Source organism: Rathayibacter rhapontici (genome assembly GCF_001995175.1).
Classification (GTDB): Bacteria; Actinomycetota; Actinomycetes; order Actinomycetales; family Microbacteriaceae; genus Rathayibacter.
Genome location: NZ_MUKN01000038.1, coordinates 1 through 20,575, shown reverse-complemented (window position 1 = coordinate 20,575; position 20,575 = coordinate 1). Strand labels below are relative to the sequence as shown.

Below are 20,575 nucleotides of genomic sequence, written 5' to 3'. Positions count from 1 at the left end.
TCTCCGGAGTCCGGTTCGCCGGTTCCTCAGAACTCGCAGCGCCCCGTCGGCCGTGATCCTCGGATCCGGTCGGCGGGGCGTTTCCGCGTCCCCCGCGTGTCCGAGTCCTCCGCGTTCGTGAGCCCTCTGAACGGTGGGTAGGCTCGGTCCGGGGCTCCCATGGCCGGGCCCTGGCCCCGTGCATGCTCCGGGCGCCGCACGAAGGCAGGGTGGAGACCATGGGACGACTGATCTACGGACCGCAATCGCTCGAGATCGACTTCGAGGACCGGATGCTCGCGCACCTCAAGGTGGCGATGTTCACCAAGATGCGCCGCAACGAGTCGTTCAGCCTCTCGTGGGCCGAGCCGGAGTCGAGCGGTTACGGGCGCAGCTCGGTCTGGATCCACCCGACCACTCCGCTGCACTTCCGCTTCTTCGGCAGCAAGCGGCCCGGGCTGAACCGCGCCTGGATCGAGCAGTTCGTCTCGAGCGCGAACAACACCGGCGAGATGCTCGTCGTGCCGGAGCCGCAGGAGGGCTGAGAGCCCTCCCCGCTCAGACGACGCGAGGCCGCGCGGTGTGCACGAGCTCGTCGTGCGGCAGACCGGCCAGGCGCGCCGCGACCTCGGCGCAGGCCGCGTCGTCCGCGCTCGCCGCGGCGTACTCCTCCGGCCACAGCGGTGTCAGGGTGACCAGTTCGACGTCGCCCGTGGCGAGCTCCATGCGATCCGGGAGCCGCGGGCTGCGCAGCCCCAGCAGCACCCCCACCGCACCGTCGGCGTCGGCCCAGGCGGGCGGAGCGGCGGCGCCGTCGAGCCGGGCGACGTCGACGCCGGTCCGGCAGCAGACGCCCTGCAGGGCCGCGCGTCGGGCGGCCTCGTAGAGCAGGCGGAACTGCCAGTGGTTCCAGAGATCGGCGGCGGGAACCCCGCGCAGGGCCGAGCTCTCGAGGCAGAGCTCCAGACCCAGCCCGGTACCGGGGCGGCTCAGCCGGTCGAAGGGGTCGCTCAGCCCGTCGGTCGCGAGCACGACGGAGGCGCCGCGGTCGACCCGGAGGAACGCGCGGTGATCCGTCGGCCAGCGGGCGCCGCCGCGCGTGCCCGGGTCCTCGGTCGAGACGACGACCGTGCGGTCGAGCTCGCCGATCCCCCGCCACACCTCGGCGCGGTCCTCGGCGACGGCCTCCGCCAGCGCCCGCCGCTCGTCCGGGGTCCAGCGGACCTCGCGGGTGCGGTTCAGGAACAACGACATGGGACTCCCCGTCCGCGCAGGATGTCCCTGCGCTCCCGGCACGCTACGGCGCCAGCCGGGACGGGACCTCCGAGCAACCGGGGGAGAAGCTGGGTGTCTCTCCTTCCGGGGGCGAGAGGTCAACCCCCTCTCCCCCGTCGTCAGCCCAGCGGATTCACTCCGTTGGTGCGCCAGCGCTCGTCGGCCAGCTGGCCGGGAGTGCCCTCGCCGTCGTGCTCGCCGAGGGGCTCGGCCTCCCGGGCGGCCTCGGCGGGCACGGCTCCCAGAGACGTCCCGGCGCCCTCCGCGGTGCTCCCGGGGGGCAGCAGCCCCTCCTCGTCCTCGGAGTCGGACACCTCGTCCTCGGCGGCGTTCTCGGTGCCGCTCTCGGCCATCGAGTCGTAGCCGTGGTCGGGATCGCGGCTCTCGTCCGCGCTCGTGCTCTCCTCGACCTCGGCGTCCGCCGGGCGGACGTCGTCGGGCCGGTCCGCGTCGGTCACCGGTCCGGAGGGGTCGGCGCCGCTCTGTCCCTCGCCGGTCCAGCCGGAGAACTCGGGGCTCGTGTCTGCGCTCATGGGCGCCACGGTAGCACCGGGGGCGCCGGCGGCTGGAGGCCTTGCGGATCACGGGGATCCACTACTGTCAGCGGCTGGGGCGTGTCGAACACGGGATCGCCGTCGCGAGCACGGCCTGATCGTGCGAGCTGCAAGGAGGGGACCGAAGGCCGATGCGGGCATCGGCCGAGGGTCCCGACGCCGCAGATCGTGCGGTCAGGCCGAGCGGAGCACGCGAGGTCGTGTTCGACACGACCTAGGCTCGGACGACGCGGCGGGCGCCGCACGGACGACGGGAGCACGATGCGACGACTCGGATACGAACGGTTCGGCGGACCGGACGTGCTCTCGTGGCGGGACGCCCCGGTGCCGATGCCCGGGCGCGGCGAGGTGCTCGTGCGCACCCGCGCGGCGAGCATCAACGCCACCGACGAGAAGATCCTGTCGGGATCCGCCCGTGTGATGGCCCTCGGGCGGCCGCGGCCGCTGGGCTTCGGACTCGACATCGCCGGGACCGTCGAGGCGATCGGCCCCGGCCCGAGCAGCGTCTCGATCGGCGATCGCGTGGTCGGGATGACCCGCCACGGCGACGCCTTCGCCGACGCGTCCCTGGTGCGCGGCAGCTCCCTGGTGCCCCTGCCCGCCTCCCTCGACCTCGTGCAGGGCGTCACTCTCGCCATGTCCGGAGGAACGGCCGTCGGGCTCGTCGACGCCCTGCGCGTGCGCGCGGGGCAGAAGGTGCTGGTGGGCGGCGGCTCCGGTGCGATCGGACAGCTGACCGTGCAGCTGCTCGTCCGCGCGGGCTGCGAGGTCGCGGCGACGGGCTCCGCCGCCTCCGCCGACGTGCTGCGCGGGCTGGGCGCCGAGCCGCACGACTACCGGGCGCTCGACCTCGGCGTGCTCGCGGGCCGCTTCGACGTGGTCGTCGACGTGTCGGGGCACCTCGCCGTCCACGACGCCGCGATCCTGCTCGCTCCGGGCGGGCGCGTCGTCACCCTCGTGCCGAACGGACCGGCGCTCGGCGCCCAGGCCGTCGGAGCGCTCCGCCGCGACCGCCCGAGCGTGCGGAACCTGATCGTGGTGGCGACCGCCGAGCGGATCGGGCGGGCGCTCTCGCTCGCCGCCTCCGGCGAGCTGCGCGCGGAGCCCGGTGCCGTGCATCCGCTCGAGGAGATCATCGACGTGCTGACGCGGCGCGCGGCCGGCACCGACCGCACGATCGGGAAGATCGTCTTCACGGCCGACGGGTCGGCTCCGCTGGTCTGACGGGCGGGATCGGCGCAGAACAGTACCGGGAGCGCGGGCGCTCGACAAGCACCCCGACCTCTCGGGCGGGCCCCGTCAGGATGGTCGCATGCCCGCAACCACCCGCTCTTTCCCGTACCCGCTCGGCGTCTCCCTCCGCGGCGACGACGGCGCCAACGTCGCCCTGTACTCCGAGACCGCGGACAGCGTCGAGGTCTGCCTCTTCGACGAGTCCGGAGCCGAGACCCGCGTCGCCCTGACCGACCGCACCGGCCACGTCTTCCACGGCGTCGTCCCCGGGATGGGCGTCGGCACCCGCTACGGCTTCCGCGTCGACGGCCCGTGGGACCCCGCGAACGGCCTGCGCCACAACGCCCACAAGCTGCTGCTCGACCCGCACGCCACCGCCATCGAGGGCTCCTACGCCTGGAGCGAGGACGTCTTCGGCCAGTACTACGAGGACGCCGACCGCCGCAACGACTCCGACTCGGCCGCCTCCGTGCCCAAGTGCGTCGTGACGGACCCCTCCTCCTTCGACTGGTCGGGCGACACCGCACCGCGCATCCCGCTCGAGGACACCGTCGTGTACGAGGTGCACGTGAAGGGCTTCACGCAGCTGCACCCCGACGTGCCCGAGGACGTCCGCGGCACCTACCGCGGCCTCGCGCACCCCGCCGCGATCAAGCACTTCACCGACCTGGGCGTCACCTCGGTCGAGCTGCTGCCCGTGCACCAGTTCGTGCAGGACTCGCACCTCGAGGAGAAGGGCCTGCGCAACTACTGGGGCTACAACTCCATCGGCTTCTTCGCCCCGCACAACGAGTACTCGCACGCCGGCGACGACGGCTCGCAGGTGGACGAGTTCAAGGCCATGGTCAAGGCGTTCCACGAGGCCGGCCTCGAGGTGATCCTCGACGTGGTCTACAACCACACCGCCGAGGGCAACGACAAGGGCCCGACGCTCTCGTTCAAGGGCATCGACAACGGCTCCTACTACCGCCTGGTGGAGGAGGACCGCGCGAACTACTTCGACACCACGGGCACCGGCAACAGCCTCAACGTGAGCCACCCGGCCGCGCTCGGGCTCATCATGGACTCGCTGCGCTACTGGGTGACCGAGATGCACATCGACGGCTTCCGCTTCGACCTCGCCACGACGCTCACGCGCCAGACCGGCGAGGCCGAGGTGCACAGCGCGTTCCTCGACCTCATCGCGCAGGACCCGGTGCTGGCCCCCGTCAAGATGATCGCCGAGCCGTGGGACACCGCGGGCTACCAGGTCGGCGGCTTCCCCGCGGACTGGTCCGAGTGGAACGGGAAGTTCCGCGACGACGTGCGCGACTTCTGGCACGGCGCCGACTCCGTCCTCGGCACGACCGCGCAGCGGATCCTCGGCTCGCCGGACGTGTACGAGGCCGACAAGCGCTCGCCGCTCTCGAGCGTCAACTTCGTCACCGCCCACGACGGCTTCACCCTCGCCGACCTCACCGCCTACTCGCGCAAGCACAACGCGGCGAACGGCGAGGACAACAACGACGGCGAGAGCGACAACCGCTCCTCCAACAACGGCGCGGAGGGCCCGACCGAGAACGAGGCGGTCAACGAGCGCCGCGACCGGATGCGCCGCAACTTCCTGGCGACCCTGCTGCTCTCGGCCGGTGTGCCGATGATCCTGGGCGGCGACGAGATCGCCCGCACGCAGGGCGGCAACAACAACGCCTACTGCCAGGACGACGAGATCTCGTGGTTCGACTGGGAGAACGCGGACCGCGAGCTGCTCGCCTTCACCCGCGAGCTGATCGCTCTGCGCGCCGCCGAGCCGGCACTGAAGCCCAAGTGGTTCCGCCGCGCCCCGGGCGACGGCGGCACCGACACCGTCGACATCCTCCGCTCGGACGCCGGGGCTTCGCCGACGAGGACTGGGACAACCCGGACGCCCGCTCGATCACGTTCGTCTTCACGCACGAGGGCAGCGCCTCCTTCGCCCTGCTGCTGAACGCGGCCGAGAACGGAGTCGAGTTCACGGTCCCCGAGGCGCCCGGCGCCGAGTGGGAGCTCGCCTGCTCGAGCGACCCGGACCAGGTCGTGGCGGGCGAGGTCACGACGCTGATCGTCCGCGACGCCTCGTTCACGCTGCTCCGCTCGGCCTGATGAGCACCGCCGGCCGGGCCTCGCGGCGCCTCCGCTTCAGCGGTCGCATCGCGGGGCTCGGCACGGCGTCGGGCACCCGCCTCGTCCTGGGGCTGTGGGAGCGCACGCCGCTCGGGGCGTTCTCGGACGCGATGATCGAGCGGGCCGACGGGCACCGGATGCTCATCGCTCCGACCCGCGACGTCGCGGACCTGATCTCGGCGACGTACACCTTCGACGAGATCGTGGTCGCGCCGGTCTCGACCCGGCGGATCGCCGGCGGTCTGGCCGTCTCGGCGGGCGGCCTGGAGGTCGCGCTGAGCCTCGGCGGAGTCACTCCGCTGGGCCGGCTGCTGCGGATCGTGCCGCGACCGGTCGCCGAGAGCCCCGTGTGGCTGAGCGCGATCTCCCCCGTCGCCTCGCTGCTGGTCCGCGGTGTCAGCACCGCCGGCTCCGCGGGCGGCGGGCGGCGGGAGTACTACGGCGTGCGGACCATCCGGCGCGTGCTGGGGGTCACCGCGTCGCTCGACGGGAGCGATCTGGGGGGCCTCCGCCCGCTCACTCCGCCCGTGCGCTTCGGATTCTCGTCGGCGCCGGCCGAGCCCGCGATCGTCGACGTCACCACCACCATCGTGCTGCCGCGCGGTGGGGAACCCGCGCTCCGGCGCGACGAGGAGAAGGGAGCCGCTTCGTGAAGAAGGGCGACAAGATCAGCTGGAACACCTCGCAGGGCGAGACCCACGGCGAGCTGGTCGAGAAGAAGACGAAGGAGTTCCACTTCGAGGGGCAGAAGTTCAACGCCTCGGAGGACGAGCCCTACTGGATCGTGCAGAGCGACAAGACCGACGCGAAGGCCGCGCACAAGGAGTCGTCGCTGACGAAGAAGTGAGCGCGGGCGGGCGCCGGTCCCGACGGGGCCGTCGTCCGCGACCGGGCTACTCGGCGCGGCGCACCAGCTCGTGCACCCAGGCGAGCTTCTCGGCGATCACCGGAGTGATGACGAACGGGTAGAGGTCGTCCTTGCCCATCGAGCGGTTCACGCTGTTGAGCGCGAGCGAGAAGCCGTGCCAGCGGTGCAGGATCTCGGGCATCTCGAGGCCGGCGACCCGGTCGGCGCCCCTCGAGTGCACGCTGTGTGCGAGCGACTCCGGGAGGCGGCCGCTCGGGCCGTCGATGCTCATGCCGACCGCCTCGGTGGTCTCGAGGGCGTCGGCGATGTGCAGGTAGTGGGCGAAGGTCTCGGCGAAGTCCTCCCACGGATGCGTCGTCGCGTACTGCGAGATGTGGTCGCTCGCCCAGTCCGCTCCGGACGCCCCGCCGTAGTGCGCGTCGAGGGCGTCCGCGTAGTCGGCGCGCTCGTCGCCGAACAGCGCGCGGAACGTCGGCAGCAGGTCGGTGCCCTCGACGAGCTGCTGCCAGTAGTAGTGCCCGATCTCGTGGCGGAAGTGGCCGAGGACCGTGCGGTACGGCTCCCCCAGGCGCGCCTTGAGCGCCTCGCGGTGCGCATCGTTCCCCTCCGAGAGGTCGACGGTGACGACTCCGTCGGCGTGCCCGGTGGTGACCGAGCCGAGCTGCGCCGACGACAGCAGCCAGAAGGAGAGTCCGCTGCCGTTCTCGCGGCGGCGCACGGGCAGGTCGAGGTGGCGGAGCTGACGGACCAGGCGCCGCTTCGCGAACTCGGCGACCGTCAGCTGGCTGAGCACGGCGGCGTCGTAGACGACCGGCCGCTCGCCGGTGAGGGCGCAGGAGGCGCAGGCGCCGCCGGTCAGGTCCTCCTGCAGCCAGGTGCAGCCGATCGTGTCGCGGTAGCGGCAGAGCAGCCGGCCCGCGGCCTCGACGAGCTCGTCGGTCTCGAGCGCGTAGGCGAGAGCGGTGCCGCAGCGCAGGCACGCGGCGTCCTCGAACTCGACACGGGCCTCGCAGTGGGGGCAGCCGAACACGCGCATGACGGGCGGACCTTCCGGGTGGGCGGCGGCGTGTGCCGCCCCTCGACCCTAGTGAGCGTGCCGAGCGCCCGCTCGGGGTTGCCCTGGGAGGCGAAGCGTCAGGCGCCGACGAGCCGCGTCGCCGCCAGGCTGTTCAACGAGACCTGCTGCTCGGCCGCCTCGATCACGAGCTGCCGGTGGAGCTCAGGCGGGATCCGCACGAGGAAGCGCCCGGAGAAGGTCCGATCGCCCAGTGCGGACGGCGGCTCCTCCCCCGTCTCCGCCATGTCGGTCAGAACGTCCGCGACGAGACCGTGGATCCCCGAGAACGCAGCGGACGAGGTGTCCGCCGCCCAGGAGAGGGAGGGGAACTCGGCCGCGGTTCCGAGGAACTGCCCGTCCTCCGCCGACCAACGGACCCGGTACGTGTAGTGCTCCGCATCGCTCACCGCTTCTCCTCTCCCCTTCTCTCGATCGCCGCCAGCACCTGCTTCACCTGATACGGCTTCGCTCGACCGTGATCGTCCTGAATGTTGACCCGGGGGTCGCCGGGCCACGGTGTGCGGTACACGCGATGCGACGAACGGCTCTGGCGCGGTTCACCGAAATAGTGCTCGCACACTTTCGCCAGATCCTCGAAGCGGACGCCCTGCGGGCTGCTGAGCATGCGCTGGAGGATCTTGGACACTGACGGTATTCCGATAGTATCACCGGCGATATCGGTCAGCCCTCGATTCGGCGCCATCGAGGTGGCTCGTCCGCCGTCGACAGGAGTTGCGACCGTCCGACTCGGGGATCTCGATACGCCCGCTGCGCGGGCTACTCGATCAGCAAGGGTGTCCCGCTGGTCGAGGAGCCCCGCGGGAGCGTCTCGAGGACGTCACGCGATACGGATGAGCTTCTTGTTGACGAACTCCTCGAGGGCGCTGCGGCCCATCTCGCGGCCGGTGCCCGAGCGCTTCACGCCGCCGAAGGGCAGCTCGGCGGCGTCGCCGAGGACCAGGTTGATCCAGACCATGCCGGCGTCGATCCGGTCGGCGAGACGCAGCGCCTGCTCCTGATCGGTCGTGTAGAGGTAGGAGCCGAGACCGTAGGGGGTGTCGTTCGCGAGCGCGATCGCCTCGTCCTCGTCGTGGACGCGGTAGAGGGCGGCGACGGGCCCGAAGAACTCCTCGCGGTAGGCGTTCATCTCGGGGGTGACGTCCTCGAGCACCGCGGGCGGGAAGAAGTTGCCGGTCACCTCGCCGCTCGCGCGCACGGTCGCGCCCTGCTCGCGGGCGGTCGCGAGCTGCTGCTCGAGGCGCTCGGTGGCGGCGGAGGAGGAGAGCGGGCCGAGCAGGGTGCCCTCGGCGAACGGATCGGCGGGCTGCGCCTTGGTGAACGCCTCGGTGAACTTCGCCGCGAACTCCTCGTAGAGGTCGTCGATCACGATGAAGCGCTTGGCGGCGTTGCAGGACTGGCCGTTGTTGTCCAGGCGCGCGGCGACCGCGTCCTCGACCGCCTTGTCGAGGTCGTCGGTCGACAGGAGCACGAACGGGTCGGACCCGCCGAGCTCGAGCACGACCTTCTTGAGGTGGCGGCCCGCGATCTCGGCGACGGCGGCTCCCGCGCGCTCGGAGCCGGTGACGGACACGCCCTGCACCCGCGGGTCGGCGATGACGTCGGCGGCCTGCTCGGTGCTCGCGTAGAGGTTCACGTAGACGCCGGCCGGCGCACCGAGCTCCGATGCGGCGGTGGCGAAGATGTCCGCGATGGCGGCGGCCGACTCCGGGCACTGCGGCGCGTGCTTGAGCAGGATCGTGTTGCCGGCGACGATGTTCGGGCCGGCGAAGCGGGCCACCTGGTAGTAGGGGAAGTTCCAGGGCATGATGCCCAGCAGCACGCCCAGACCGGCGCGGCGGACGAAGGCCGAGCCGGTGCCGTCGGACAGCTCGATCGGCTCGTCCGCGAGGAACGCCTCGCCGTTGTCGGCGTAGTAGCGGTAGATGTCGGCCGCGAAGCCCACCTCGCCCTGCGCCTGGTCGAGCGGCTTGCCCATCTCGCGCACGATGATCTCGGCGAGCGCGTCGGCGCGCTCGACGTGCAGGTCGGCCACCCGGGCGATCAGGGCCGCGCGGGTCGCGACCGGCACGGCGCGCGACCACGTGGAGTAGGCGTCGTGCGCGGCTCCGATCGCCTCGGTCAGCTCGGCGTCGGTGATCGTCGGGTACTCGCTCAGGGTCTTCCCGGAGGCCGGGTCGATGACGGCGTAGTGGGTGCTCATGCGGGGAGTGCTCCTTCGCGGTGGGGGACGGTGGTGAGTGCGAGCTCGTCCAGGACCTCCTGCGCCAGCCGGCGCCCGACGCGGATCGCGCCGTCGACGTGCTGGTAGCCCTCGGCGGCCAGGTCGCTCGTGCCGAAGCGGAGGGGACCCACGGGCTCGAGCTGCAGCGCCCCATAGCGGGTCAGCCCGCCGAGGTCGAAGCTCGCGGCATAGGCGCCCTGCGTCCACTCCTGCGCGGCCCAGTCGCTCTCGTAGTAGACGACCGGATCCAGCGCCGCCGGACCGTAGTAGGCGGCGAGCGAGTCGAGGATCGCGGCCTTGCGCTCGGCCTCGGGCAGGCGCAGCACGCGGTCGGCCTTCTCGTCCGAGACGAAGCCGACGAGGGTGCCGCGCTCCTCCCCCGCGTTGGAGTTGTCGTAGGCCTCGTGCACGAGCGCGTGCGGGCTGAACGCGGTGCCCGAGAGCCCGTCGGCGCGCCAGAACGGGGTCGCGTAGGTCGCGTGCACCTTGATGACGAGCCCGAGCGACTGGTGCTGGAGGGCCTGCTGGCGCAGGTGCGGCAGGGGCGGGTCGAAGCGGATGCGGCCGACGAGGTTCGGCGGTACGGCGACGATCGCGCGGCGGGCGAGCACGGTGGTGTCGTCGGTGCGGACCTCGACGCCGTCCTCGCTCCAGTGCACGGAGCGCACGGCCTGCTCGAGCAGCACGTGCTCGCCGCCGAGCCGCTCGGCGAGCAGCTCCGGCACCCGCTGGAGACCGCCGAGCACGCGCTTGTCGAGGATGAAGTCGGCGTCGACGAGGTGGCTGAAGGACCCCGCGCTGGCGGCCATGAGCAGGGCCTGCAGCAGCGAGAACGAGTGGGCGGGCTTGGTGAGCATCGCGTCGGCGACGAACAGCGCGACGTTGGCGCGCGCCTCCGGATCGTCGGTCTGCTGCTCGAGCCACGCGTTGAAGCTGATGCGGTCGTAGTCGGCGGCGAGCGGATGCGCCCACGGCGCGGCCGGGTCGGTCTCGGCCACGAGGCGGTCGAGCAGCTCGATCAGGCGGCCGATCTCGGCCTCGGTGCGCTCGCCGCCCGGGAAGATGTCGCCGGTGAAGCGGCGGGCGCTGCCGTCGGAGCCGATGTAGACGCTCTCGCCGTCGCGGTAGCGGGAGTAGGTGGAGAGGCCCAGCTCGTCGAGCGTCTCGAGCAGCACCGTCTGGTCGGGCGAGACCCACTGGCCGCCGAGCTCGAGCATCTGGCCGTCGATCTCGCGGGTCTCGAGACGGCCGCCGACGCGGTCGCGGGCCTCGAGGACGACGACGCCGAGCCCCTCCTCGTGGAGCCGCAGGGCCGCCGTGAGCCCGGTGGCGCCTGCTCCGATCACGACGACGTCGCGCTCGATTCGGGACATGACAACTCGTTCCGTCGGTGATCCCGGGCATGCGCGAGGGATTGCGGATCATTTTGCCACAGGGACAGGGGAAAAGGGTGGTGGGGTGGGGATCGCGGAGCGGCGCTCGCGGGGGCTGCTCGATGGGCAGGGGGCGGGGCGGGGTTCTGGAGACGTGGATCTCGATACGTCCGCTGCGCGGGCTACTCGATCAGCAAGGGGGACGCCCGCGGCGCGGGCTACTCGATCAGGAAGGAGGACGCCCGCGGCTTGCTCGATCAGCCGCGCCGCCCTGTGCTGGTCGAGTAGCCCCGGAGGGGCGTATCGAGACCCACCGCCACCGGACCCCCCCCTGCACAATTACATAGGCGTGCTATGTTTATCTTCGTGCCCGCCCCCTCCGCCCCCGTGCGCCTCGCCTCCGCCGCCACCGCCCTGGCGCGGTACGCCGGCCGCTCCAGCGCAGCGACGGGGCTCGGCGCGCAGTCCGGCGCCGTCTGGTCGACGCTCGCCGAGCTGCGCACCTCCTCGCCGCTCCGCCTCGGCGAGCTCGCCGAGCGCGTGCGCGTGACCCAGCCCACGATGACCGGGCTGATCGCCCGGCTCGACGAAGCCGGCTGGATCCGCCGGGTGCACGACGAGAGCGACGGCCGCGCCTGGCTCATCGAGGCCACCGACGCGGGCCTCACCGCCCTCGGCGAGCACCGCCTCCGCCTCGACTCCGCCCTGGCGCCCCTGTTCGACGACCTCGACGACGACGACCGGCGCGTGCTCGAGCGCGCGGCCGCGCTCGTCGAGGAGCGCGTGCGGCGCATCTCCTGACCCCCTCCCGAAAGGACCCTCCGTGTCCACTCCCGCCCACTCCCCCGCCGGCGGCTCGATCCTCCGGCAGCCGCTCGCCGTCTGGGCCGTGGCCTTCGCGGCCGTCATCGCCTTCATGGGCATCGGCCTGGTCGATCCGATCCTCCCCGCGATCGCCGAGAGCCTCGAGGCCACCCCGACCGAGACGTCGCTGCTGTTCACCAGCTACCTCGTGATCACCGGCGTCGTCATGTTCTTCACCAGCTGGCTCTCGAGCCGCATCGGCGCCAAGAAGACGCTGATGATCGGGCTCGTGCTCATCGTCGTGTTCGCCGCGCTGGCGGGCACGGCCGGCAGCGTCGAGGGCGTCATCGGCTTCCGCGCGGGCTGGGCCTTCGGCAACGCGCTCTTCATCTCGACCGCGCTCTCGACCATCGTCGGGGCGGCGAGCGGAGGCAGCTCCGCCGCGATCGTGCTCTACGAGGCCGCGCTGGGCGTCGGCATCGCGATCGGCCCGCTGCTGGGCGGTCTGCTCGGCAGCGTCTCGTGGCGCGGGCCGTTCTTCGGCACCGCGGTGCTGATGGCCGTCGGCTTCATCGCGATCGCGACGCTCCTGCGCGAGGACGGTCCCCGGCCGACCCCGACTCCGCTCTCGGCGCCGTTCAAGGCCCTCGCGGTCCCGGCGATCCGGACGCTCGCGGGCGCCGCGCTCTTCTACAACATCGGCTTCTTCGTGCTCCTCGCCTACACGCCCTACCCGCTGGGGCTGGACGAGATGGGCCTGGGCTTCACCTTCTTCGGCTGGGGCCTGGGAGTCGCGATCACGTCGGTCTTCGCCGCTCCGCTGCTCACCGCCCGCCTGCCGCGCACCGTGGTGCTGCGCTCGGTGCTCGTGCTGCTGGCGCTCGACCTCGTCGCCGGCGGCCTCGCGATCTCGTCGCGCGTCGGACTGATCGTCTGCATCATCGTCGGCGGGCTGCTGCTGGGCGTCGTCAACACCGTGCTCACCGAGTGCGTGATGGAGGCGACCGACCTGCCCCGCTCGGTCGCCTCCTCCGCCTACTCGGGCGTGCGGTTCCTGGGAGGGGCGATCGCCCCGCCCGCCGCCTCGGCCCTCGCCGCCGCGATCTCGCCTGCCTTCCCGATGTACGCCGCCGCGGGCGCCGTGCTCGTCGCCGCACTGATCGTGCTGCTCGGCCGACGGACGCTCGCTCGGGCGGACGCCCACGGCGAGGAGCCGGAGCTCGTCGAGGCCCAGGCGATCACCCTCGGCGAGTAGCCGACCACGACCTGAGACGGGAGCGGTCCTCAGCCACCATCGTGCGCGAGGACCGCTCCCAGCTGACGTTCTGCGGGCGTCAGGAGCCCGTGAGCTGGGGGTACACCGCCTCGATCGGCGCGGTCAGGCCCGACTTCACCTGGCGGCTCGTCTCGTCGGCCAGCACCTCGAAGGCGCCCGACTCAAGTCCGTCGTAGGTCTGGCCGACCACGTCGACCGGGCTCGCCTTCGGCCCCTCGGCGCCCGCCGCCATCGGGGTGTCGACGTAGCCGACGTGCAGCCCCAGCACGTGCACGCCCTGCGGAGCCAGCTCCAGGCGGAGCGAGTTGGTCGCCGACCAGAGGGCCGCCTTCGAGGCGCTGTAGCCGCCGGCCACCGCGAACCAGCTGAGGGCGGAGTGGACGTCGATGATCGCCGCGCCCGAGGCCTCGGACAGCCGCGACGCGAAGGCCTTCGCCAGCAGCACCGGAGCGAAGAAGTTCGTCTCCATCACGTCGCGCAGCTCCTGCGTCGAGAGCGCGAGCAGGCTGTAGCTCGCTCCGGAGACGCCCGCGTTGTTGACCAGCACGGTCACGTCGGGAGCCGCCTCGACGGCCGCGGCCACCGACTCCGCGTCGTTCACGTCGAGCACGAGCGGCACGATGCGCTCGTCGCCCCACTCCTTCGGCCGGCGGGCGGCGGCGTAGACCTTGGCCGCGCCTCGCGCGAGGGCCTGCGCGACGAACTCGGAGCCGAGTCCGCCGTTCGCGCCGGTGACGAGGACGACGGCTCCGTGGAGTGATGTCATGGTGGAAGCTCCCGATTCTGCGGGCCGCGGTGATCGCGACCTCTGCACCGGGCAACGTCGGACCAGTAGGTTGGAATTCCCAACTCACTCGAACCGGGCGCGCTGCGCCGGAGCGGAGACCCCGTGACCACCGTCGGCATCACTCCGCGCGCCTGCCCCATCGCCGCCGGGCTCGAGGTGCTCGGCGAGCGCTGGAGCCTGCTGGTGCTGCGCGAGATCGCGTTCGGCGAGCACCGCTTCGACCGCATCCGGGCCTTCACCGGCGCACCGAGGGACGTCCTCACGGCACGGCTGCGCACCCTCGAGGAGCACGGCGTGATCGAGCGCGTCGCCTACTCCGAGCGGCCGCCCCGCTCCGAGTACCGCTTCACCGAGGCGGGGCGCGACGCCGTGCCCGTGCTGATCGCCCTCGCCTCCTGGGGCGAGCGCTGGGCGCACGAGCCGTCGGCGCGGCAGCCCTACCGGCACCGCTGCGGCGCGCGCCTGGACCCGGTGCTGCACTGCGCCGAGTGCGGCGAGCGGATGGACGCCGACTCGGTGCCGCTCGCGGACGACGACGTCGCCTAGGGCGCCACCTCGAACATCCGGGGCCGCAGCGCCGCCGTCCGCGGATCCGCCGCGCACGCCCGCAGCGCCGCCGCCAGCACCCCGGGAGCGCACTGCGCGTCGCGGACGTACACGTCCACTCCCGCCGGCGTGAAGGGCGTGCGCGCGAACCGCGTCAGCGCCCAGCCCGCCTCCTCGTCGGCCGCGACGAACGACCAGCGGCTGCGCGCGAGCAGTGTCAGCGGCTCGACGCCCCGCCAGCGGAAGCCGTCGGGATCGCCGGGATCCGGGGCGTCCAGACCGACGACGTACCGCGTCGAGCGCCGGCCGCACCAGCTGACGACGTCGGCGACCTCGCCGCTCGGCAGCGGCGCGTAGGTGATCGCCACCCCCTCGCGGCCCCGCCACAGCGGCAGGGTCGAGCCGCGGACGAACCAGGTGCCGCTCGCGAGACCCCTCACGGCAGCGCGTGCTTCACGTTGGAGCGCGCGAGGGCGATCGCCTCGCCGGCCCCGCCGTTCATCACGATCTTCGACATCGCCAGCGCGAAGCCCTTCACCTGCGCGCCGGTGACGGTCGGCGGCAGAGACAGGGCGAGCGGATCCGTCACCACGTCGACCAGGACCGGCCCGTCCTCGGCGAGCGCCTCGCGCAGCGCGCCCTCGACGTCCTTCGGATCCTCCACGCGGATGCCGCGGATGCCGATCGCCTCGGCCACCTTCGCGTAGTCGACCATCGGCACGTCGACCGCGAAGTCCGGGAAGCCGTCGACCAGCATCTCGACCTTGACCAGCCCGAGCGTCGAGTTGTTGAAGACCACGATCGTGACCGGGAGCCGGTACGCGGCCACCGTCACGAGCTCGCCCATCAGCATCGAGAGCCCGCCGTCGCCGCTGAGCGAGACGACCTGGCGCCCGGGATGCGAGAGCTGCGCGCCGACCGCCTGCGGCAGGGCGTTGGCCATCGAGCCGTGCAGGTACGAGCCGATCAGGCGGCGGCGCGTTGGGGGTGATGTACCGCGCCTGCCAGACGTTGCCCATGCCGGTGTCGGCGGTGACGATCGCGTCCTCCGACAGCAGGCCGTCGAGCGTCGAGGCGACGAGCTCGGGGTGGATCGGGCGGCGCTTCTCGACCTCGGTGTACTTCCCGACGACCCCGGTGACGAGCTTCTCGTGCTTCTTCAGCGTCTTCTCGAGGAACCGGTGGCTCTTGCGCTGCACGAGCGGAGTGAGGGCCCGCAGTGTCGCTCCCACGTCCCCGTGCACCGGATGCGCCACGCTCACCCGCCGCCCGAGCTTGGACGCGTCGGTGTCGACCTGCGCGATGACGACCTCGGACGCGTCGGGCAGGAACTGCTCGTAGGGGAAGTCGGTGCCGAGCAGGATCAGCAGGTCGGCATCGTGGATGCCCGCGTGCGCGGCTCCGTAGCCCAGGAGCCCGGTCATGCCGACGTCGTACGGGTTGTCGTACTGGATCCACTCCTTGCCGCGGAGGCTGTGCCCGACGGGCGCTCCGACGAGGTCGGCGAAGGCGACGACCTCGTCGTGCGCGTTCCTGACCCCGGCACCCGCGAAGACCGCCACCGTCTTCGCGGAGTCGATCGCCGCGGCGAGCGCCCGCACGTCGCCGTCGTCCGGCACGAGCACGGCCGGCGCGGGCAGCACGAACGCGGGGAACTCCCCCACCGCGTCGAACTCGGCCACGTCGCCCGGGAGCGTGACCACCGCCACGCCCTGCAGCGCCACCGCGCTGCGCATCGCGGCGTTCACCACGCGCGGTGCCTGCGCGGCGGTCGACACGAGCTCGCGGTAGTTCGAGCACTCGACGAAGAGGCGGTCGGGATGCGTCTCCTGGAAGTACGAGGAGCCGATCTCGCCGCTGGGGATGTGGCTGGCGATCGCCAGCACAGGGGCACCGGAGCGGTGCGCGTCGTAGAGGCCGTTGATCAGGTGCAGGTTGCCCGGACCGCAGCTGCCCGCGCAGACGGCCAGCCTCCCGGTCAGCTGGGCCTCGGCGCCGGCCGCGAAGGCCGCGGCCTCCTCGTTGCGCACGTGGATCCAGTCGATCCCTCCCTTCGCCGAGCCGCCGCTTCGGCGCACCGAGTCGACGATCGGATTGAGGGAGTCCCCGACGATTCCGTAGATCCGGGAGACCCCGGCGTCGATGAGCTGGGCGATGAGCTGGTCCGCGACCGTCTTCTGAGCCATGCCCCCATTCGACTCCTCCTGCCTGGACGTCGCCTCCCGCATCCCCCTGCAGTCGGAGTCGACCGAGCCCTAGGTTGGGGGAGTCCGCTGTCCCGTGGGCGCGATGCGCCCCCGCAGAACCAGGAGTCCTCCATGAACCGCCGTCGTTCCTCCCTCGTCCTGGTCGCGGCAGCGGCCCTCGCGCTCGGCCTGGGCGGCTGCTCCGGCCTGAACAGCCTCGCCGGAGGGGAGACCCGCGACGAGGAGTCGGGCGAGATCACCGAGGGCGGCACCACCGACGTCTTCCAGCTCCGCGTCGGCGACTGCCTGAACGACGAGCTCACCGAGGAGGCCACCGAGGTCACCGATGTGCCGACCCTTCCGTGCACCGAGCCGCACAGCTACGAGGTCTTCCAGAACATCACGATGGCCGAGGCCGACGAGTACCCCGGCGAGGAGGCGACCACGCAGCAGGCCGAGGACGAGTGCGTCGTCGCGTACGACGCCTTCGTCGGACTGACCTACCAGGAGTCCAAGTACGACTTCAGCTACTACTACCCCACCGCCGAGAGCTGGGCGGGCGGCGACCGCACGATCAACTGCCTGATCACCGACCCCGAGGGCCTCACCACGGGCAGCCTCGCGGGCGTCGCCGCCTGAGCCTCGCTCGAGGAGGGGGTCTCTCTGCCGACAGCGGAGAGACCCCCTCCTCAGCCGACGCGCTGCGGTGAGGACGCGGAGTCGGACTTCGGGAAGGCCCGGAGCAGCGCTCCCGAGACGATCCAGATCGCCGCGATCCCGATCACGAGCCAGCCCGCGTCGAGGCCGGACGCAGCGCCCGCCAGCGTCGCGCCCACCGCGGCGGCGGCCGCCCGCAGTCCCGCGCCGATCGTGAACACCTGCGAGCGGACAGCCGCGGGGCTCTCCTGATCCCGGAGCATCAGCATCGCCGCGTTGGCGGGAGCGGTGAAGACGCCGGCCACCGCGAACGCGACGATCACGACGACGATGCCCAGATCCGGAGCGGCCAGCAGGAGCGAGGCGCCGGTCGCGGCGAAGCCCGCACCCATCACCCAGGAGGGCGGTCGCTGCGTCCAGCGGCGGGCGGCGACGGCGACCGCGCCCAGCAGTCCCCCGATCGCGAAGGCCGTCAGGATCCAGGCGGCTCCGGCCGTCGTGCCCAGCCGCTCGATCGACAGGCCGATCGCCGCGACCCCCGCCGCGCCGCCTCCGATCTGGCTCAGCGTGCCCGAGAGGGTGACGACCGCGATCGGGCGGTGACGGACGAGGTGGGTGACGCCCGCCGCGATCGTGCGGCGCACCCCGATCGTCGGAGCCGGGCGGGCGTCCATCCGCAGCGCCAGCGAGCCGAGCACACCGACGAGGGCGAGCGCAGCCATCAGGAGCATCGCGGCGCGCGCGTCGGCGACGGCGATCGCGAGCCCGGCGAGCGCCGGCCCGCCGATCGACGCCACGTTGTACGAGAGCGAGTCCTGGGCGTAGGCGCGGCGCGCGTCCGGGATCGCACTGGTCACGAAGCTCGACATGCCGCCCATCGAGACCGGCGTCGAGAGTCCGGCGAGCACGAGGAGCAGCGCGATCAGGAGCGTCGGCACGTCGCCGAGGAACGCGGCGAGCGCGAAGGCCGCCGCTGTCGCGACGGCCGACGCCACCAGCAGCCGGCGCGGGTGCCGCACCCGGTCGAGCACGGTGCCGACCAGCGGCGCCGCGACGACGCTCGGGAACAGCGCCGCGCCGGTCAGCAGACCGCCGAGGGCGACGTCGTCGAGGCGCTCGACAGCGAGGACGGGAAGGGCGACGACCATCCCGGCACTCGCGAGGCGGAGGGGGATCGACGCGGCCTGGTAGGTGAACGCGCTCATGCGACTCGAGGTGACATCGCTACCGATTCTCCCCCGTTCCGGTGACTCCCGAGTGCCGCCGAGGTAGCGTCGCCCTGCCGGGACGCTCCCGGCACGACGGGGGACGAGTCATGACCACTGCACCGACGGCCCCTCCTCGACGTGCTCAGCGCTCGTCCCGCCACGCCGTCCTGCTCGGCGTCCTCGCGGTGATCGTGGTCCCGCTCGCGATCCTGCTCGCGACGAACTCGTGGTCCTCCCCCGGCCCGGAGGACCACGTGCGGATGGCGCTCGGCTCGGTCATCGCGGCCTGCGTCTCGGTCGTCGGCGCCTGGTGGCTCGCGTTCGACCGCCGTAGCGCCGGGGCCCCCGGTCGCACCTGGTTCTGGGGCATCGCGTGCCTGGTCACGCTCGGCGCGGTCTCGAGCGTCGACGCGGCCGCCGACGGGCTGACCTCCGTGATCGCCGGCTGACCACCGCTCAGGCCATCGGCGCGCGCCGGGCCTGCGTCGCGGCCGCCGCCACTCCGAGCCGCCACGGCTCGCCGTGCCCCGGCAGCAGCGTCCGCGCCCCGGTCGCCGCCAGCACGTCCAGCGACGCGAGCGAGCGATCGGTGTCGGCGGTGGCCGCGCGCGCCACGAGATGCGGGCCGGTGCGCGCGGAGTAGGGGTCGAGCGTCACGAGGGCGTCGCCGCCGATCACGGCTCCCCGGTCGGCGAAGTGCAGCGAGACGTGCCCGTCGGTGTGCCCGGGCGTCGCGAGCACCGTCGGCGACCCCGGCACGTCGAGCGTCTCGCCCGCGCGCAGGGCGACCGTGGTCGTCAGCGGAGGGACGGCCAGGGCGCCCGCGCGCGCCATCGCTCCCAGCACGGGGATCGCCGAGGGGTACCGCAGCGGGTAGAGGAACGGGGTGCGCTGCCTCCGGTACGAGTACGGGTGCGCGGCGAGCGGCGCGTCGGCGGGGTGCAGGAGCACGGGGACGCCCCGCTCGGCGAGACGCCGGGCGACGCCGACGTGGTCGAAGTGGGCGTGGGTGAGCACCAGGGCGTCGATGTCCGAGACCTCGCGCCCGAGCACGTCGAGCGCGCGGAGCAGGTGGGGCCAGGTGCGCGGCAGTCCCGCGTCGACGACGAGGATCCGGCCGCCCTCCTCGACGAGGTACAGGTTCGTGTACGCGTGCTCGATCCGGTGGATGCCGGGTGCCGCGTTCCGGAAGAACGCCGGCCCTCCCCGGGGCGCGCTCCGCCGTCCGCCGTCCGTGACCGCCATGGGATGCCTCCGCTCCCGGCGCCCGCCCGCCGGGCCGCCGTCGTCAGGACGCTACGACCGCCGGGCGCGAGGGGGCCAGGGCGTTGACGGCGGGGCCCGCCGTCCGGCAGGGGCGCACTCGGATCAGGAGCGCCGCCGCGCCTTCAGCGCCAGCTGCAGCGCGGCCAGCAGGAGCAGCGCCGCGAAGAGGATCCCCGAGAGCCGGGCGGGCAGGAGGAACGACAGGGCCACTCCGGCGAACGAGGACGCGGTCGCGGCCAGGCCGACGACCAGCCCCGCCCGCACATCGAGCAGTCCGCGGCGGGCGTTGGCGATCGAGCCGCTGATCGCGGTGGGGATCATCGCCGCCAGCGAGGTGCCCTTGGCGAGCAGGTCGGCGAGTCCGAAGGCGCCCACGAGCACCGGCACCGCGATCGCGCCCCCGCCGATGCCGAAGAGACCGGAGGCGACTCCCATCGCCGCGCCCAGCCCGACGAAGCCGGGCCACACGCCCCAGCCCTCCGCCACGTCGCCGGTCTCGTTCGAGCCGAAGACGGCCATCCGCACCGCGGCCGCGACCAGCAGGGCGACGAAGAGCCAGCGCAGCACGCCCAGCGGCAGCCGCGCGAGCAGCCACGATCCGAGGACCGCCCCGAGCATCGCCGCCGCGGCGATGACCGCCGCCGGGATCCAGGCGACCTGCCCGGCAAGCGCGTAGCCGAACGCGCCGGCCACCGACGTGGGCGCGATCGCGAGCAGCGAGGTCGCGGACGCGCGGCGCTGGTCCATCCCGGCCCACGCGACCAGCATCGGCACCATCACGATGCCGCCGCCGACGCCGAACGCGCCCGAGAGCACCCCGCCGATCACCCCGATCAGCCCGAGGAGCAGGTACTGCCGGCCGCGCCGCTCGGTGGTCGGAGCCGGGGCGTTCGCGTCGTCCGTCACCGACCCATCGCACCACGGCGGCGCCCCGCAGGGCGAATCGCGTCGCACGATCGAAACATCGAGTGCGTAGCCTTCCTCCTGCAGCGACGCGGCGGCACCGAGGGGGGCTCGGGCGGGCGTCGCGGCGGAGGGGGACGATCATGAGGCGCACAGCCGCGACCACCGGGGCGATCGTCGGCACCGGAGGCGTCCTCGCGGCGGCCGGAGCGGCGGCGG

22 protein-coding genes and 1 pseudogene are annotated in these 20,575 nt (G+C 72.8%); 10 read left to right on the top strand and 13 right to left on the bottom strand.

What is annotated here, in order from left to right; genetic code table 11:
* Nucleotides 1-218: 218 nt before the first annotated feature.
* Complete coding sequence (locus B0T42_RS12820; RefSeq protein WP_077223505.1) at nucleotides 219-524, top strand: DUF7882 family protein; 306 nt, start codon at nucleotides 219-221, stop codon at nucleotides 522-524.
* Between the two features lie 13 nt (nucleotides 525-537).
* Here the strand turns inward: B0T42_RS12820 and B0T42_RS12815 are convergent, their stop codons facing one another.
* Together B0T42_RS12815 and B0T42_RS12810 are read right to left on the bottom strand one after the other, a co-directional pair.
* Nucleotides 538-1,233, bottom strand: a complete 696-nt coding sequence (locus B0T42_RS12815) for a hypothetical protein (RefSeq protein WP_077223487.1) — start codon at nucleotides 1,231-1,233, stop codon at nucleotides 538-540.
* A gap of 140 nt (nucleotides 1,234-1,373) precedes the next feature.
* Nucleotides 1,374-1,787, bottom strand: coding sequence for a hypothetical protein (locus tag B0T42_RS12810; protein ID WP_077223486.1), 414 nt, complete (start codon nucleotides 1,785-1,787; stop codon nucleotides 1,374-1,376).
* Between the two features lie 282 nt (nucleotides 1,788-2,069).
* Here B0T42_RS12810 and B0T42_RS12805 point away from each other — a divergent pair, with 282 nt between their 5' ends.
* From B0T42_RS12805 to B0T42_RS12790, 4 genes are all read left to right on the top strand, one after another.
* Entirely contained in the window at nucleotides 2,070-3,032 is a 963-nt protein-coding gene (locus B0T42_RS12805; RefSeq protein ID WP_077223485.1) for a quinone oxidoreductase family protein, read from the top strand.
* A gap of 88 nt (nucleotides 3,033-3,120) precedes the next feature.
* The gene (gene glgX, locus B0T42_RS12800; protein ID WP_446737378.1) at nucleotides 3,121-5,007 is read left to right on the top strand and encodes a glycogen debranching protein GlgX; all 1,887 of its coding nucleotides are present in this window, start codon (nucleotides 3,121-3,123) and stop codon (nucleotides 5,005-5,007) included.
* Between the two features lie 154 nt (nucleotides 5,008-5,161).
* Nucleotides 5,162-5,836 carry a hypothetical protein gene (locus tag B0T42_RS12795; RefSeq protein WP_077223484.1) on the top strand — a complete coding sequence of 225 codons (675 nt, stop codon included), beginning with the start codon at nucleotides 5,162-5,164 and terminating at the stop codon, nucleotides 5,834-5,836.
* The gene (locus tag B0T42_RS12790) at nucleotides 5,833-6,030 is read left to right on the top strand and encodes a hypervirulence associated TUDOR domain-containing protein (protein ID WP_077223483.1); all 198 of its coding nucleotides are present in this window, start codon (nucleotides 5,833-5,835) and stop codon (nucleotides 6,028-6,030) included. Before B0T42_RS12795 ends, B0T42_RS12790 begins: the two co-directional genes overlap by 4 nt.
* A 46-nt stretch (nucleotides 6,031-6,076) precedes the next feature.
* On the opposite strand, the gene B0T42_RS12785 is transcribed toward B0T42_RS12790, so the two are convergent.
* The 5 genes from B0T42_RS12785 to B0T42_RS12765 all read right to left on the bottom strand — a co-directional run bounded on the left by B0T42_RS12785 (nucleotide 6,077) and on the right by B0T42_RS12765 (nucleotide 10,723).
* Entirely contained in the window at nucleotides 6,077-7,087 is a 1,011-nt protein-coding gene (locus B0T42_RS12785; protein ID WP_077223482.1) for a zinc-binding metallopeptidase family protein, read from the bottom strand.
* A 98-nt stretch (nucleotides 7,088-7,185) separates the two neighbouring features.
* Entirely contained in the window at nucleotides 7,186-7,515 is a 330-nt protein-coding gene (locus B0T42_RS12780) for a type II toxin-antitoxin system HicB family antitoxin (RefSeq protein WP_077223481.1), read from the bottom strand.
* A complete protein-coding gene (locus B0T42_RS12775; RefSeq protein ID WP_236720270.1) occupies nucleotides 7,512-7,754 on the bottom strand; it encodes a toxin HicA in 243 nt (80 codons plus the stop codon). The genes B0T42_RS12780 and B0T42_RS12775 overlap by 4 nt, the downstream gene beginning before the upstream one ends.
* A 192-nt stretch (nucleotides 7,755-7,946) precedes the next feature.
* On the bottom strand, nucleotides 7,947-9,329 hold the full coding sequence (locus B0T42_RS12770) for an NAD-dependent succinate-semialdehyde dehydrogenase (RefSeq protein ID WP_077223480.1): 1,383 nt from the start codon (nucleotides 9,327-9,329) through the stop codon (nucleotides 7,947-7,949).
* Entirely contained in the window at nucleotides 9,326-10,723 is a 1,398-nt protein-coding gene (locus B0T42_RS12765; protein ID WP_077223479.1) for a flavin monoamine oxidase family protein, read from the bottom strand. Before B0T42_RS12765 ends, B0T42_RS12770 begins: the two co-directional genes overlap by 4 nt.
* A 366-nt stretch (nucleotides 10,724-11,089) precedes the next feature.
* Between B0T42_RS12765 and B0T42_RS12760 the strand changes: the two genes are divergently transcribed.
* Complete coding sequence (locus B0T42_RS12760) at nucleotides 11,090-11,524, top strand: MarR family winged helix-turn-helix transcriptional regulator (RefSeq protein WP_158078125.1); 435 nt, start codon at nucleotides 11,090-11,092, stop codon at nucleotides 11,522-11,524.
* Between the two features lie 22 nt (nucleotides 11,525-11,546).
* On the top strand, nucleotides 11,547-12,782 hold the full coding sequence (locus B0T42_RS12755) for an MFS transporter (RefSeq protein ID WP_077223477.1): 1,236 nt from the start codon (nucleotides 11,547-11,549) through the stop codon (nucleotides 12,780-12,782).
* A gap of 79 nt (nucleotides 12,783-12,861) precedes the next feature.
* Here the strand turns inward: B0T42_RS12755 and B0T42_RS12750 are convergent, their stop codons facing one another.
* Nucleotides 12,862-13,569, bottom strand: coding sequence for an SDR family oxidoreductase (locus tag B0T42_RS12750; RefSeq protein WP_077223476.1), 708 nt, complete (start codon nucleotides 13,567-13,569; stop codon nucleotides 12,862-12,864).
* A gap of 123 nt (nucleotides 13,570-13,692) precedes the next feature.
* On the opposite strand from B0T42_RS12750, the gene B0T42_RS19590 reads away from it, so the two are divergent.
* Nucleotides 13,693-14,136, top strand: a complete 444-nt coding sequence (locus B0T42_RS19590) for a winged helix-turn-helix transcriptional regulator (protein WP_201788537.1) — start codon at nucleotides 13,693-13,695, stop codon at nucleotides 14,134-14,136.
* On the opposite strand, the gene B0T42_RS19585 is transcribed toward B0T42_RS19590, so the two are convergent.
* Both B0T42_RS19585 and B0T42_RS12740 read right to left on the bottom strand, forming a co-directional pair.
* Entirely contained in the window at nucleotides 14,133-14,576 is a 444-nt protein-coding gene (locus B0T42_RS19585) for a hypothetical protein (protein WP_139344508.1), read from the bottom strand. The genes B0T42_RS19590 and B0T42_RS19585 overlap by 4 nt on opposite strands.
* A pseudogene (locus tag B0T42_RS12740) lies at nucleotides 14,573-16,322 on the bottom strand (pyruvate dehydrogenase). Before B0T42_RS12740 ends, B0T42_RS19585 begins: the two are co-directional and overlap by 4 nt.
* Nucleotides 16,323-16,454: 132 nt before the next feature.
* On the opposite strand from B0T42_RS12740, the gene B0T42_RS12735 reads away from it, so the two are divergent.
* Nucleotides 16,455-16,961 (top strand): septum formation family protein, encoded by a 507-nt coding sequence (locus B0T42_RS12735; RefSeq protein ID WP_077223475.1) that lies wholly within the window; start codon nucleotides 16,455-16,457, stop codon nucleotides 16,959-16,961.
* Nucleotides 16,962-17,011: 50 nt separating this feature from the next.
* Here the strand turns inward: B0T42_RS12735 and B0T42_RS12730 are convergent, their stop codons facing one another.
* Nucleotides 17,012-18,184, bottom strand: a complete 1,173-nt coding sequence (locus B0T42_RS12730) for an MFS transporter (RefSeq protein ID WP_077223474.1) — start codon at nucleotides 18,182-18,184, stop codon at nucleotides 17,012-17,014.
* A 110-nt stretch (nucleotides 18,185-18,294) separates the two neighbouring features.
* Here B0T42_RS12730 and B0T42_RS12725 point away from each other — a divergent pair, with 110 nt between their 5' ends.
* On the top strand, nucleotides 18,295-18,636 hold the full coding sequence (locus B0T42_RS12725) for a hypothetical protein (RefSeq protein WP_077223473.1): 342 nt from the start codon (nucleotides 18,295-18,297) through the stop codon (nucleotides 18,634-18,636).
* A 7-nt stretch (nucleotides 18,637-18,643) separates the two neighbouring features.
* Here the strand turns inward: B0T42_RS12725 and B0T42_RS12720 are convergent, their stop codons facing one another.
* Nucleotides 18,644-19,432 (bottom strand): MBL fold metallo-hydrolase, encoded by a 789-nt coding sequence (locus B0T42_RS12720; RefSeq protein WP_077223472.1) that lies wholly within the window; start codon nucleotides 19,430-19,432, stop codon nucleotides 18,644-18,646.
* Nucleotides 19,433-19,555: 123 nt separating this feature from the next.
* Nucleotides 19,556-20,359 (bottom strand): sulfite exporter TauE/SafE family protein, encoded by an 804-nt coding sequence (locus tag B0T42_RS12715; protein WP_158078124.1) that lies wholly within the window; start codon nucleotides 20,357-20,359, stop codon nucleotides 19,556-19,558.
* Nucleotides 20,360-20,575: the final 216 nt, after the last annotated feature.